The 14,343-nt window shown below is 60.0% G+C and carries 9 protein-coding genes; 7 read left to right on the forward strand and 2 right to left on the reverse strand.

Annotated elements, in window-relative coordinates:
• Positions 1-86 precede the first annotated feature (86 nt).
• Both SIAM614_RS08475 and SIAM614_RS32410 read left to right on the forward strand, forming a co-directional pair.
• A complete protein-coding gene (locus SIAM614_RS08475; RefSeq protein ID WP_006933631.1) occupies positions 87-1,742 on the forward strand; it encodes a cisplatin damage response ATP-dependent DNA ligase in 1,656 nt (551 codons plus the stop codon).
• A gap of 162 nt (positions 1,743-1,904) precedes the next feature.
• The gene (locus SIAM614_RS32410) at positions 1,905-2,444 is read left to right on the forward strand and encodes a hypothetical protein (RefSeq protein ID WP_198137285.1); all 540 of its coding nucleotides are present in this window, start codon (positions 1,905-1,907) and stop codon (positions 2,442-2,444) included.
• Between the two features lie 84 nt (positions 2,445-2,528).
• On the opposite strand, the gene SIAM614_RS08485 is transcribed toward SIAM614_RS32410, so the two are convergent.
• A complete protein-coding gene (locus tag SIAM614_RS08485; RefSeq protein ID WP_006933634.1) occupies positions 2,529-3,398 on the reverse strand; it encodes a thioesterase family protein in 870 nt (289 codons plus the stop codon).
• Positions 3,399-3,853: 455 nt separating this feature from the next.
• Between SIAM614_RS08485 and SIAM614_RS08490 the strand changes: the two genes are divergently transcribed.
• Positions 3,854-4,537: a response regulator transcription factor gene (locus SIAM614_RS08490; protein ID WP_006933639.1), complete on the forward strand. Its 684-nt coding sequence runs from the start codon at positions 3,854-3,856 to the stop codon at positions 4,535-4,537.
• A 262-nt stretch (positions 4,538-4,799) separates the two neighbouring features.
• Complete coding sequence (locus tag SIAM614_RS08495) at positions 4,800-7,292, forward strand: putative bifunctional diguanylate cyclase/phosphodiesterase (protein ID WP_006933640.1); 2,493 nt, start codon at positions 4,800-4,802, stop codon at positions 7,290-7,292.
• A gap of 44 nt (positions 7,293-7,336) precedes the next feature.
• On the opposite strand, the gene SIAM614_RS08500 is transcribed toward SIAM614_RS08495, so the two are convergent.
• Positions 7,337-10,858 (reverse strand): PAS domain-containing hybrid sensor histidine kinase/response regulator, encoded by a 3,522-nt coding sequence (locus SIAM614_RS08500; RefSeq protein ID WP_006933642.1) that lies wholly within the window; start codon positions 10,856-10,858, stop codon positions 7,337-7,339.
• 294 nt (positions 10,859-11,152) lie between these two features.
• On the opposite strand from SIAM614_RS08500, the gene SIAM614_RS08505 reads away from it, so the two are divergent.
• The 3 genes from SIAM614_RS08505 (at position 11,153) to SIAM614_RS08515 (ending at position 14,216) form a co-directional block, all read left to right on the forward strand.
• On the forward strand, positions 11,153-12,325 hold the full coding sequence (locus tag SIAM614_RS08505; protein WP_006933644.1) for a pyridoxal phosphate-dependent aminotransferase: 1,173 nt from the start codon (positions 11,153-11,155) through the stop codon (positions 12,323-12,325).
• 77 nt (positions 12,326-12,402) lie between these two features.
• Complete coding sequence (locus SIAM614_RS08510) at positions 12,403-13,599, forward strand: two-component system sensor histidine kinase NtrB (protein ID WP_006933646.1); 1,197 nt, start codon at positions 12,403-12,405, stop codon at positions 13,597-13,599.
• On the forward strand, positions 13,599-14,216 hold the full coding sequence (locus SIAM614_RS08515; RefSeq protein ID WP_006933648.1) for a response regulator transcription factor: 618 nt from the start codon (positions 13,599-13,601) through the stop codon (positions 14,214-14,216). The genes SIAM614_RS08510 and SIAM614_RS08515 overlap by 1 nt, the downstream gene beginning before the upstream one ends.
• Positions 14,217-14,343 lie beyond the last annotated feature (127 nt).

A 14,343-nucleotide genomic window follows, 5' to 3' on the forward strand; every position in this document is an offset into this window, starting at 1 on the left:
GACGCCCAAGGGTGCCTGGCCAGACCTTCGAAAGAAAATCCGTCAGGGCTTGCAGTCCGGACCCTTTCCCGGTTCGTATAGCGCTCATGCAGGCCTTTTCCCATTTGCTCGACCGGCTCTCCCTGGAACCCAGGCGCCTCGCCAAGGAAGCGCTCTTGGTGCGGTTTTTCCAGGACGTGCCAGACCCGGACCGGGGCTTCGCACTGGCCGCCCTCACAGGCGGATTGCGTTTCAAAAACGCCAAACCGGCCTTGCTGAGGGCCTTGATCAGCGAGCGGACAGACCCGGAGCTGTTTGCGCTTTCCTATGATTTCGTCGGTGATCTTTCCGAAACCATTGCCCTGATGTGGCCGCAAGCGGTGCCTGTAGATGCCGCCGTGCAAGACGAAGCTCCAACTCTGTCTGAAGTGGTCAAAAGGCTGGAAGCTGCCGGCAAGAGCGAAGTGCCCGGCTTGCTGACGGACTGGCTGGACACGCTGAACGAAACCGGCAGGTGGGCTCTGTTGAAACTGGTGACGGGCGGTTTGCGCGTTGGTGTGTCTGCACGGCTGGCAAAAACGGCGGTCGCAAAGCTCGGCGGTCTGGATGTCGCTTCGGTAGAGGAAGTCTGGCACGGGCTGGAGCCTCCTTACGAGGCGTTGTTCGCATGGGCGGAAGGCCGGGAAGGTCCGCCGGATACATCCGATCCGGCTCCATTCCGCCCGGTGATGCTGGCGCACCCTCTGGACGAGGTCAGGGATACGGACCTGCTGGACGCGCAGGACTTCGCGGTCGAATGGAAATGGGACGGAATTCGCGTGCAGGCGGCTGCCGGCGAGAGTGAGAAGGGAGAGCGCGTGCGCCGGCTGTTCAGCCGGACCGGCGAAGACATATCGAAGGCCTTTCCCGATATTCTGGAGCTTCTGACATTCGATGCCTGCATCGATGGCGAACTGCTGGTGGTGTCGGAGGGAAAGGTCCGTCCCTTTGCGGATCTCCAGAAACGCCTCAACCGCAAGACCGCCGGTCCAAAGCTGATCCGTGAGTATCCGGCAGCGATCCGTGCCTACGATCTGCTGAGTGTCGGCGGAACCGATTTGAGGGAGTTGCCGTTTGCCGAGCGGCGCAAGGCGCTTGAAACATTTGTCGCCGGTCTGCCGGAAGGAAGCATCGATCTGTCCCCCATGGTGCAAGTGCGCGGATGGCAGGAAATCACAGCGGCACGCGCCGACCCTCATGCCCATCTGCCGGCTGCCGATGCCGAGGCCGTTGAAGGCCTGATGCTGAAACGGTGGGATGCGCCCTATGTCACCGGACGGCCGAAGGGACTGTGGTTCAAGTGGAAACGGGAGCCTTTCCTGATCGATGCGGTGCTGATGTATGCGCAGCGCGGGCATGGCAAACGGTCCTCCTTTTATTCCGACTATACCTTCGGCGTCTGGCGCGAGGCAGAGGCCGGGGCGGAGCTGGTTCCGGTCGGCAAGGCCTATTTCGGATTTACCGATGAGGAATTGCGAGAAATCGACCGCTACGTGCGAAACAACACCGTCAACCGGTTCGGACCGGTTCGGGAGGTTGTTCACGGTGCCGAAAAGGGCCTTGTTCTGGAAGTTGCCTTCGAGGGCCTCAACCGGTCGACGCGGCACAAGTCCGGTGTTGCCATGCGCTTTCCCCGCATTTCCAGACTGCGCTGGGACAAGCCGGCGGCAGAAGCCGATCGTCTGGAAACGCTACAAGCGATGTTGCTGGGTGACGAAGCGTAATCCTGGGTTCTGATACCTGGTTCTTGAAAACACTTTCTAAGGTCGTGCTTTGGCCATGGAAATATGGCACCCATGGAAAAACGAATGGCCGATGGCTGCCCTGCTTTCGAAAGGGCTGCTCCCACATGCGGGAAACGCACGGCCGCCAACCGGAGAGGCACTATGACGATCCGCAACACATTTCTGGCTCCCCTGTTCCGCGGGGTGGCCCTGGCCGTTCTCCTGGTCCCGGCAGCCATTGCTCAGGAGACGGTCACCCCTGAAACCGCAGACGCGGTCACGAAGGGACAGGCGGACCGCTTTTCGCTGGTCAAGGTTGATGACGATATTCTGAGAGTGGACAGGCAGAACGGCACCGTATCCATCTGCAAGGAACAGAGCGAAGCATGGCGCTGCAATCCGGTTCCGCTGGCCGAAGACGCCTATCTTGCGGAGATCAACGAACTGGCCGGTGAGGTGGATCGTCTGACGGCCCGTCTGGAAGAGGTGGAAGGCAACGGGGCAAAGCCCGAGAAACAATTACCGCCCGGCTCCGCACTTGACCGCCCGGCACCCAAGTCAGGAGAAAACGGCAGTAGTCCGTCGACGACCGAGGAAGACGAAGAACTCGAAAAGGTTCTGACCTTCACCGAAAGCGCCATGCGCCGCTTTTTTGGCATGGTGCGCGATCTTCAGAAGGACTTTGAAGGCGACACCAAATAAGTGCTTGAGCACAGCGGATGAAAAAATGGCGTGTCTCTGCCCGGGACACGCCATTTTCAATGCAGCTTCCTGTAGGTGTCTCAATCAGTCGATCAGCATCTTGTTGATGCCCTGATAGGCCTCGCCCGGTAGTTCGACGGCAACCCGCTTCGTCAGGTCCATCGTCAGCGCGACAACATCCAGCACGGCAGCCAGACGGTTCGTCCGCGATTCAAACAGATGATGGCGCATCGAGAATGTCTTTTGATTGACGCCGGTAAAGCCCGAAATGACCAGTACTGCATCGCCGGTCTTCAGAGGCGTTAGCCAGGTCAGTTTCATTTCGACCGCCACCCGGCCGAACCCGTTTTCCGTCAGATAGGCGTGGGTCATGGGCGTGCGTTGCCAGACATGGGCAACGCCATCGGTGCAGCAGGACAGGGCAAATCTGTCGTCGGCCTTGCCGTCGGAACCGATATCGCGCGGCAGCACGGTTCCCCGGTAGACGATCTGCGCTCCCTTTGCCTGAAGGCCAGCCAGCGTCGCGCGCGCATTCGCCGGAGCCGCGGATATCCCTCTCGGCCCGGCCTCCGCAATCATCGGTGTCTGGAAGTCGCGAAAGCGCTGGCGCAGGGTTTTGGCGGCAGTGGCACTAGGTTCATATCCATCAAGTGCGGTCGCGGTGAGTGTGCCTGTGGCACCGTCGCGCATCTCATGGATGACGGTCAGCATATGCGGTCCGTCGAAGGCGACGCTGGAATGAACGGTGATCAGGTCTCCCGTGCGCATTTCCTTGTGATAGCGCACATGGCGTACACGGCGGGCTCCGACGATGGTTTCACTTAAACCGGTGAGCAGCCGGAACTGGCGGTCTGCTTCTTCGAAGCGGCTGAAGTAGAACTGGACATTTAAATGATCATTTTCGTCACATTCCCAGCGGTTCACAAATGAAAACAGCGTCGCCTGAATTGTCATAATGGGTTCGTTTACTCAGTGATTTTGATTATTTGATGTGTATTGGAACCATCATTTGTTGCTGTATTTGCTTTGATTATCAACAGGAAATGTAGATTGTGGAAAATTATCTTTGGCTACGTTGAGGAAGTGCGAAAAATAACAAGTTCAACTACGCTAAGTTTTTTTAAACTTCAGGTTGTTGTTGGTGGTCGGTCGTGTCGTTGCTGTTTTATTTCAGAAATGAGCTGGCTGTCGGGAGTTTCGGCCGTGGCGGCCTGACGAGCGATTTCGCAGGGTTGGTCAAAAGCATGGTTTGACTTGCGCGTAACCCATGTTGCAAACATACTTTAAGATGGCCGCAACAATGGGGCTTCGCCACACAATCAAGAAGCGAGCGGGGGGCTGTATGGCAGCACCGCATGGCTCAGGCGGATCCTGCGGACCAAACGGACCGTTGAGGGAGGATTAACAACGTGTCGGCGACATCGTATCGGTTCATTATCGCGGATGATCATCCCCTGTTTCGGGGTGCCCTGCGTCAAACGCTCGAAACACAATATCCGGATGCTGTGATCGAGGAAGCCGGTGCGTTGGAGGACGTAACGGCCCGGTTGGAGCAGGATGGTGAGGTCGATCTCATTCTGCTGGATCTGTCCATGCCGGGCATGCGCGGCTTTTCCGGGCTCATGTATCTGAGGGCACAGTATTCCGGCGTTCCGGTGGTTGTGGTTTCGGCAAACGAAGATCCGCAGGCTATCCGGCGCGCCGTTGAATTCGGCGCATCCGGCTTCATTCCCAAGTCTCACGGGATTGATGTCATCCGGGAGGCGATTTCCGAAGTGATGTCAGGCAACATGTGGACCCCGCCGGATGTGGATCTTGCCGCCGACGATGGCAGTGGCGATCTGGTGCAGCGCCTTGCAACCCTCACGCCCCAGCAGGTGCGTGTGCTGATGATGCTGTCCGAAGGTCTTCTGAACAAGCAGATTGCCTACGAATTGTCGGTCTCCGAGGCTACCGTGAAGGCGCATGTTTCTGCCATCCTGCAAAAGCTCGGCGTGGAAAGCCGGACCCAGGCGGTTATTGCAGCGTCCAAGATCGAAGCCGGACAATGGCAGGTCGGCGGAGAAACCGCCGAGGCCGCTCAGGCGCAGTAACGCGCAGATCAAATACGGTGACCTAAGGCTTTTCGAACGGCGATAGGCTTCTTCCGCAAGGAGAGCCGTCGCCGTTTTTTGTTGCCCGAAGCAATGCTTATGGTTGCGGATTTGCGCGGAAAACCGGCTTCTTTCCAGTCAGGATTGCAAAAACATGCCTGAATCCTGACCATCATTTTTACCGGAATTTCAGGGAATGCCTGTAACCGTCGTTGCTGCGGGGCGATGCCGCGCACGGTGCGAGCAACGACCCGGAGACAAAATGCGGTTCAGCTTCAATTGGCGACTGATCTTCCAAATGATCGGAATGGCCTTTCTGTTGCCCGGCCGTCAGCTCAAGGTGGACTTCCGTTCCGATACCGGCGTTCGGACCGGCAAGCAGGAGGTCAATGCCATCCGGGCCTTCGTGCTTGCGTTCGGACATCCGGTGGTCGACGAGCTTCTGGCCCGCAAGGTCCGTGCCGCGCAAATTGCAAGCATCGCGCGCCTGACGCCCTTCATCGTGCTGGCCAATATCGTGAACGTGCTCGTTATCACGATCACGTTCCGCAGCTTCATGCCAATGAGCCTGCTGGCCCTGTGGATTGCGGCCATTGGCACATTTTTGTCCCTCACCCTGTTCAAATGGCTGAAGGCAAGAAAATCGCCCGTTCAACTTGCGTCGAGGCGGTCGCTGAACAAGGCCGTCACGCACGCAACGATCTTCAGCAGCCTGTGGGCGGTCGTTCCGGTTGCCGCGTTCGCTTATGGTGACGCTGACGGCATCTGGATCGCCTCTTGCCTGACGACCGGCATGCTTTGCGGTGGTGCGTTTGCCCTGGCAACGGTCCCGCAGGCAGCATTCCGCTGGGTTAGCGTCCTGTTCGTTGCCTCGCTCATGTCCTTCGCAATCGGACGCAGTGCGGAGCTGTGGCCGTTGTTCTTTCTGCTGACCAGCTACACGCTTGTGGTGATCGGCAGTATCGCCTCTGCGGCGTGGCTTTTCGCCTCCCATTTCCTTGCCGAAGCAGAGTTGGAACATCGCGGCGAACTGATTGCCCTTCTGCTCAACGAGTTTGAGGAAAAGTCCAGCGACTGGCTCTGGAAGACGGATAGCCACGGCATTTTGCACTCGATCTCCGACCGGTTTCTGCATGCCAGCGGCCGGCAGAGTGCCGAACTGGAAACCATGCGCATGGTCGATCTGGCCTATTCCCTGGACGAAAGCGACGCACGGTCCGCGGTGACGAAGCTGGAAAACGCCATGAAGCGCCAGCAGGCCTTCCGCGAAATCGTCATCGGCGTGGATGTGAAAGGGGAAGAGCGGTGGTGGTCGCTTGCGGCGCGGCCGGTCTACGACGACCACGGGTCCTTCACCGGTTACCACGGTGTCGCGTCCGACATCACCGAGGCCCACAGGGCAAGTGCCCTGGTCTCGCATCTCGCCGAGCACGATTCCCTGACGGGTATCGGCAACCGGAGCTGGTTCCTGAAGCAGGCCGAAGCGCAACTGGAAGAGCAGAACCAGAATGGTCAGAACACGCTGACGCTGTTCCTTATCGATCTCGACAATTTCAAGGTGGTGAATGACACCAGCGGCCATCCGGCAGGCGACGAGCTGCTGCGCCAGGTCGCAAGCCGGTTTACCGCCCTTGGCGAAGGCCGCACGATGCTGGCGCGTTTCGGTGGCGATGAATTCGCCGCGCTCGGCCGCTTCGTCAGCGATCAGGCTGCCCTGGCCTTCGCCGAAGAGCTGGTTGCCGTCACCCGCAAACCTTTCCGCATCGGCCGCCGCGACTTCGCCATCGGCGCCACGGTCGGCTTCACGCGCCTGCACGACAGCAAGGACACGGTCGATGACCTGATGCGCAAGGCAGATATTGCGCTCTACAAGGCGAAGGAAGGTGGCCGGGGACGGTCGCTCGCCTTCGAGCAGGACATGGAGCGTGAGGTCCGCGAGCGCCGTGAACTTGAATCCGACCTTCGCGAGGCTTTTGAATACGGCAAGCTCAACGTTGATTTTCAGCCGATCGTGGACGCCCGGTCCGGCAAAGTTGTGTCCAGCGAGGTTCTGGTTCGCTGGCTGCATCCCGTGCGCGGCGAGGTGCGGCCGGATGTGTTCATTCCGATTGCAGAACATGCCGGCCTGATACTGCCGCTTGGAAGCTGGGTGCTGAAGAAGGCCTGTGCGGCTGCCGCACAATGTCCGGAGCTGGAGAGTGTCGCGGTCAACCTGTCACCGGTTCAGTTCATGGATCCGAACCTGGTGGAACAGATCCTGGGCGTGCTGCAGGAAACGGGTTTCCCACCGGAGCGGCTAGTTCTGGAAATCACCGAATCCGTGTTCCTGCGCGACTTTGGCACCGCCTCGATCAAACTCCAGAAGCTGCGTGACCTCGGCATCCGTATCGCGCTGGATGACTTCGGCACCGGTTATTCGTCGCTTTCCTATCTGCGGCATTACAAGTTCGACAAGATCAAGATCGACAAGTCCTTCGTCGACGAGATCGGCGAACGCAGCGATGGCCTTGCCATTATCTCCGCCGTGATTGCGCTTGCACATAACCTCGGCCTCGAGGTGACTGCGGAAGGGGTGGAGCGCCAGTTCCAGGTGGACGCGCTGCGCACGCTCGGCTGCGATACCATGCAGGGCTATTACTTCGGCAAGCCGGATCCCAATCCGATGCGGGTCGCCCAGATCCGAAGAGAAGACTGGCAGGACCGGTCACCGAGCACCGCGCCGAAAAATCCCGCAGCGCTTCGCTCCGCTTCCTGATGAATTGGGGCTGACAGTCTTCTGAACCGACCGTTGCCGCCGGCTTATTCGGCAGCCTGGCCTGCCTGACAGCGCGCCAGATGGGCGCGCAGCGCCGCTGGCTTCAAGGGTTTGTTGAAGAAGGCGATGTCCTTTTCCTCCGCCTCCGTGCGCACGGGCCGGCTCCGGTCCGCGGTGATCAGGATTGCCGGGATCTGGCGTCCGAACTTCCACCTCAGTTTGAGGATCGCCTCGATGCCGGTTCCATTGTCGAGGTGATAATCCGCCAGAATGACATCCGGTATCAGACCGGCCTTGCTCAGCTCATTTGCCGCTTCAGCGTCGTCCGCGGCTGCGACCACCTTGCAGTTCCAGTTCGTCAGCAGATGCCGCATCCCGCTCAGGATGTCCGGTTCGTTGTCGATGGCGACCACGCACAGGCCGTCGAGCTGCCCCGCGATGGCAGGTGCCTGCGGGACGGGAACCAGATCCGGCATGTCCGCCGAACGCGGCAGTTCGACCGAGAAGCACGAGCCTCTGTTGGCTTCCGAACGCAGCATCACCGGGTGGTTCAGCACATGGCTGATCCGCTCGACAATGGACAGCCCAAGCCCAAGCCCCTTGGCAACGCGCATGCCGTCGTCCAGCCGGTGGAACTCCTGGAAAATCGCCTTCTGTTTGCTTTTCGGAATGCCCATGCCTGTGTCGTGAATTTCCACGATCACCCGACTTTCGCGCCGGCGGCAACCGACCAGGACGCGGCCCTGCTGCGTGTATTTCAGGGCGTTCGATACGAGGTTTTGCAGCAGGCGCCGCAGCAGTCGCCGGTCTGTCCGCACAGAAAGGGACGTCGGCACGATCCGCAGCTCCAGCCCCTTTTCCTTCGCGACAGGCTGGAAGTCGAGATCGATCCCGCGCAAGAGTTCATCGAGGCGGAACACCGCCGGTTCCGGTTTCAGGGCGCCGGTATCCAGCCGGGAGATGTCCAGGACGGCACCGAGAATGTCCTCAACCGACTCCAGCGCCATTTCCACATTGCGGACCAGCGAGCCGTCGTTGCCGTCCTTCAGCTTGTCCACGAGAACAGAGGCATAGAGACGGGCGGCGTTGAGGGGCTGCAGGATGTCATGACCGGCCGCGGCCAGGAACCGGGTCTTGCCGATATTGGCTTCTTCGGCGGCGCGGGTGGCTTCCACCAGGCGCTCGTTCACATGGGTCAGTTCTTCCGTGCGTTCCCGGACCCGGCGTTCCAGGGTTTCGTTGGCACGGGCGAGCGCTTCTTCCGCCAGCACCCGCTCGGTAATGTCGGTATAGGTGGTCACGATCCCGCCATCGGGCATCGGGCTGATGCGGACCTCGAACACAGCGCCGCTCGATTCCAGTTTTTCCTGGAAGGTTTCCTGGATCAGCACCAGCTTCTCGATCCGGTCGGCGACAATCGCTTCCACCGGTCCGGGGCCATGTTCGCCCCGTTCGGCGTTGAAGCGCAGGATCGCATCCAGCGTCGTGCCGACCTGACCGTATTCGGCCGGCAGTCCAAGAAGATCGCGGAATTGCCGGTTCCAGCAGATCAGGCGCAGGTCCCGGTCGAACACGCCAATGCCCTGGCGCACCTGATCAAGGGCCGTCTGCAGCAGGTCGCGGTTGTACTGAATGGCAATCGAGGCGTCATCGAGCAGCTTCACCGCACCCTTTGTCGAAGGGTCGTGCCGCTTGAGCATCAAGGTCAGCACCAGGCGGGAGGAGGCCGCGCCGATGGCGCTTGCCAGAAGCTGCTCGGAGAAGCGCAGCAGGTTGGCGTCCGCGAGTGTTTTCGGATCAAGCTCGATGCCGCGTTCGCTGGCGAAACGCCGGAACGAACGGGCCGTGCGTTCTTCGCCGAGATAGCGTGCGACGGTCGCCTGCAGGTCTCCAGCGGTGACGGAGGTGCGCCAGTAGCGCAGGCTGGGCGAGGGCGCGAATTCCGCCGGCACGAAGACATTGGCCTGGAGGGTTTCCGCAGGCAGCGGTTTTCTCAGGAAGGAACCGCCCACAAACAGAACGATGTTGACGAAGAGGCTCCAAAGCGTGCCGTGGATAAAGGGATCTATCGTGATCCCGAGCAGAGCCTGCGGGTTCAGTTCGGCAATGCCGAAGGGGCCGGTCTCCAGGAACCCGTCCGAAATCAGGCCGGATTTGGCAAAGGTGGGCAACAGCAGGGTATAGGCCCAGAACACGAAGCCGCCGCTGAGCCCGGCGATGGCCCCCAGAGACGTGGCACGGCGCCAGAAGAGAGCACCGACGAAGGCTGGTGCGAACTGGGCGATTGCGGCAAACGACAGCAGGCCGATGGACACAAGCGCGGCCGTATTGCCGGCCGCCTTGTAGTAGGCGTAGGCCAGCAGAAGGATGCCGAAGATGGCAAGGCGCCGGATCGTGAGCAGCCTGTCGCTCATGTCCTGGCCACCGGTGTTGACGATGTCGTCCTCGCTGTGCCGGCGCAGCAGCAGCGGTACGACAATGTCGTTGGAAATCATGATGGCCAGCGCAACCGTTGCGACGATCACCATGGCTGTTGCAGCCGACAGGCCGCCGATAAAGGCAAAGAGGGCGAGCCAGGGATGTCCGGCATCTATGGGCAGCGCCAGCACGAAGGTGTCCGGATTGACGTCCTGTCCGAAGCGCAGCAGACCGGCTGCGGCAATCGGCATCACGAACAGGTTGATCAGCACAAGATAAAGCGGAAACATCCAGGTGGCACGGCGCAGCTCGGCGTCGGAATTGTTCTCCGTCACCGTGACGTGGAACTGGCGCGGCAACAGCAGAACCGCGAAGGCCGACAGGCACGACATCACGAGCCAGTTGCCGATATTCAGCGGCTTTTCGAAAATCTGGGCAACTTCTGGCGCTTCCGAGATGGAGCGTATCAGGTCGACCGGGCCATCGAACAGCGAGTAGGTCACCCAGAAGCCGACCGCAAGAAAGGCGACAAGCTTGACGACCGCTTCGGCGGCGATCGCAAGCATCAGCCCTTCCTGGTGCTCCGTCGCGTCGATGTGCCGGGTTCCGAAAGCCCAGCTGAAAATGGCCATCCCGAGGGCGATCAGCAGGGTAACGTCATCGAAAACGGGCGTGAAGATGTCGCTTGGTGAAATCAGCGGTCCGATCATGGTGGTGATCGACAGCGAAACGGCCTTCAGCTGAAGGGCGATGTAGGGAATGACGCCGATGACCGCGATAAGGGTGGCCAGCGCTGCGACCGACTGGCTCTTGCCGTAGCGCGCGCCGATAAAATCGGCGATCGAGGTGATGCTCTCGGTCTTGGAAATCTGGATGATCCGTTGCAGCAGGGGATAACCGAGCGCGAAGACGAGCAAGGGGCCGATGTAGATCGTCAGGAATTCAAAGCCGGTCCGGCTGGCGTTGCCTACCGAGCCGTAGAAGGTCCAGGAGGTGCAATAGACCGAAAGTGACAGGGCGTAGATGAACGGGCGGCCGCCGGTGCGGGACGTATACCGGCGCGGCATACGGTCGCCAAAGCTGGCGATGGCGAACAAGCACAGGATGTAGGCCGTCGCGGCCAGTATCACGAGCCATCCATGCAGCATGATCTGCTAACCGTCCTCCCGAGCGGCATAGGTTCCTGCCGCCTCTTGCCGGGCCGGCTCGGACCTGTTTCACGGCAACACGCCAGGTTACCTTTTCCGATCCGACCACAGCCAGGCCGATCTGTCTATTCACCTTGCGACTGACACCCTCTCACAGCTTCGTCCAAGGGTCTCGAGGGGCTGCCAGAGGGCTCAATTGATCATCATCAGTGAAGTCATCTTCAAATCCTTTCATGAAACACGAAAGCGCAAACCCGATATGGTTGCGCCAGCAGTCAAAGAAGGACCCGCAATGTGACCAGCCTGATCGAGCGATTGAGCCCGGAAGCCAGAAACGCGCCGGAAAGCGGTATCGTCGAAGTGTTTAATGCCGGCCGGGGGCGGGAAGATCTGATCCCGCTCTGGGCCGGCGAAGGCGATCTGCCGACACCCGGGTTCATTTGCGAGGCGGCAAAAGCCTCTCTCGACCGGGGCGAAACCTTCTATACCTATCAGCGCGGCATTCCGCCCTTGCGCGAAGCGCTGGCCGCCTATCACCAGGACCTTTACGGCAAGCCGTTCTCTCCGGAACGATTCTATGTCACCGGATCGGGCATGCAGGCCATTCAGCTCGCCGTCCAGGCTGTCGCAGGACCCGGGCGGGAGGTGATCGTGCCGACGCCGGCCTGGCCGAACATTTCGGCCGCCATCGATATTCACGGCGCGCGTTCGGTCAGCGTGCCGATGCGGGAAGAGGAAAATGGCTGGAGGCTGGCGATAGAAGATGTCGAAGCCGCCATTACACCGCAGACGACCGCCCTTTTTCTGAATTCCCCCTGCAACCCGACAGGGTGGGTTGCCAGTGAAGACGTGCTGAAGGCCTTTCTGGAACTAGCACGCAAACGCGACCTCTGGATCATCGCAGATGAGATCTACGCGCTGTTCTATTACGGCAAGGGACCACGCGCGCCGTCATTTTACGATATTGCCGGGGACGATGACCGAATCATCTTCGTCAACTCGATGTCCAAGAACTGGGCGATGACCGGATGGCGCGTCGGCTGGATTTCCGCGCCACCGGAGCTGGGCCAGGTGTTTGAAAACCTGATTCAGTATTCCACGTCCGGCGTGCCCTCCTTTTCGCAATGGGGCGCTGTGGCGGCGCTGACAAAGGGCCGCGATTTCCTGCAGGAGCAGGTTGAGCGGGCCCGCAGGGGACGCGAGTGTGTTCTCACCGGGCTGCAAGCGCTCAACCGCGTGAAGGTTCTGCCGCCTGACGGCGCGTTCTACCTGTTCTTTTCCGTTGAGGGTGTCACGGATACACGCCAGTTTGCGCTGGATCTCGTCCGGCAGACGGGTGTGGGGCTGGCGCCCGGAACCGCCTTCGGAAAGGGCGGTGAACGCCACCTGCGTCTATGCTATGCCCGGCGCGAAGATCACCTAGCGGAAGCGGTGCGTCGAATTAGCACTTGGATACCAGAGATTTAGGGGGCAAACGGGTTGCTGGCGTACGGGAAAACCCTTAAACCTAGGTAACACATGAGTTCCATCTGGGTGCAGGGCTAGTGCGCGACGGGGTTTCAGATCACGATGATGACAATGCAGCCGTAACGGAAGCGCGCCTTGCCAGTGTTTTCGATACCGCAGCCGACGGTATTGTCGTCATCAACGAACGCGCGCAGGTGCTTGCCTTCAACAAGGCTTGCGAACGGCTGTTCGGCTATGAAGCGGCGGATCTTCTGGGACGGAACGTCAATCGGATCATGCCGGAGGAATATGCCCGCGCGCATGATCACTACGTGAACAATTATCTGACCACCGGTCATAAGAAAATCATCGGCATCGGCCGCGAGGTGCAGGCCCGGCACAAGGATGGCACTGTCTTTCCCATCGAGCTGTCCGTTGGTGAGGCCTGGACGCCGGCCGGGCGTCAGTTCATCGGCATTCTGCGCGACCTGCGCTCTCGCAAGCAGATGGAAGACCGGCTGGCCAAAACCCAGGCGCAGCTTCTTCACATGACCCGGATCAGCGCTCTGGACGAAATGGGAGCTGCAATCGCGCATGAGCTCAACCAGCCCCTGACCGCCGTTCTGCTGTACCTTCAGTCCGTATCGCGCAAGACCCGGGCCGACAAATCCCTGGATCCCTTCATCCTCGAAGTGATCGACAAGGCGGTGCGCGAAGCGGAGCGGGCTGGAGAAATCATCCAGCGCATGCGTCAACTGGTGGAAAAAAAGACGCCCAACCGCGAGGCAATCGAAGTCCGGGACTTTGTTGCAAGCTGTCTGGAAATGGCCGAACTCGGCAGTGGTCAGGGCAGGTCGATCATGAAGGCGGAGATCGCAAAAGAGTTGCCGCCGCTGATGGCCGATCCGGTGCAGATCCGGCAGATCCTGATCAATCTCCTGCGCAACGCGCGCGAAGCGGTCTGCGATCAGGCCGACCGCAAGGTGGTGCTGGCTGTTTGCCGCAATGGCGATCGTCTGGAATTCCGAGTCACGGACAATGGCCCGGGCGTTCCGGAGGAACTGGTCGACAATCTGTTCCGGGCTTTCACTGGGGCCAAACACAAGGGCGTCGGCCTGGGTTTGGCAATATCCCGTTCGATCGCGCAAAATCATGGTGGTGATTTGCGCCTGGAGCCTGCGGCAAACGGGCGAGGGGCTTCCTTCCTGTTGTCATTGCCAATAGACCCGCCCGAAGATGATCTAGCAGAAAGAGCCGAATCTCACGATCCGGCAGAAGAAAAGCTGAGGAAGTGATGGATATGAAAGCTGACGCGGAGGCCATATACATCGTTGATGATGATCCGGCGGTGCGCGACGCGCTGTCGGTGCTTTTCAATATGGAAGGCTATGTGGTCGAAACCTTCTCCGACGGCGACACGTTCATTCAGTCCGCAAGCAAGGCCGTGCCCGCCTGTGTCATGCTGGATGTTCATATGCCGGGCCGGTCGGGCATAGAGATCCTCAAGGCGTTGAACGCGGAAAACTACCCGGCGCCGATCTTCATCATCTCCGGTCAGGGCGATATTCCCATGGCAGTCGAAGCCATCCGCAATGGTGCCTTCGACTTTGTCGAGAAGCCGTTTTCCGCCGAGACCGTTCTGGAGCGGGTGAAGGAAAGCATTGCCATCACAAGGCAGCGGCAGGACAAGGTTGTCCCGGCCTCGTTCCAGGGGGCGGACTTGCTGACCCGCCGGGAACTTGAGGTCCTCAAGGAAATCACGGACGGGGCTTCCAACAAGGAGGCCGGGCGCACACTTGGCATCAGTCCGAGAACGGTGGAAGTGCACCGGGCGCGAATCATGGAAAAGCTCGGCGCGCGCAACGCGGCGGATCTCGTGCGTATCGTTCTGGGGCACCCGTCAGCCGGCTAAGGCCAGCGTGCTGTGCTGAACGGCATTTCAGCATCATAACCAGGTCGGAACGTATTTATGCGTACAGCCCGCAACGAAATTTTGGCGTATGAGTGGAGACCGACTGCACGTTCGCAGGCTTTGAGGA

It is taken from the genome of Roseibium aggregatum IAM 12614 (assembly GCF_000168975.1).
GTDB lineage: Bacteria > Pseudomonadota > Alphaproteobacteria > Rhizobiales > Stappiaceae > Roseibium > Roseibium aggregatum.

What these genes read in the sequence shown, in the direction of transcription:
- SIAM614_RS08500 (WP_006933642.1), bottom strand. Translation starts at nt 10,858, where the DNA reads ATGCTGCATGGATGGCTCGTGATACTGGCCGCGACGGCCTACATCCTG.
- SIAM614_RS32410 (WP_198137285.1), top strand. Translation starts at nt 1,905, where the DNA reads ATGACGATCCGCAACACATTTCTGGCTCCCCTGTTCCGCGGGGTGGCC.
- SIAM614_RS08485 (WP_006933634.1), bottom strand. Translation starts at nt 3,398, where the DNA reads ATGACAATTCAGGCGACGCTGTTTTCATTTGTGAACCGCTGGGAATGT.
- SIAM614_RS08515 (WP_006933648.1), top strand. Translation starts at nt 13,599, where the DNA reads ATGGATATGAAAGCTGACGCGGAGGCCATATACATCGTTGATGATGAT.
- SIAM614_RS08475 (WP_006933631.1), top strand. Translation starts at nt 87, where the DNA reads ATGCAGGCCTTTTCCCATTTGCTCGACCGGCTCTCCCTGGAACCCAGG.
- SIAM614_RS08495 (WP_006933640.1), top strand. Translation starts at nt 4,800, where the DNA reads ATGCGGTTCAGCTTCAATTGGCGACTGATCTTCCAAATGATCGGAATG.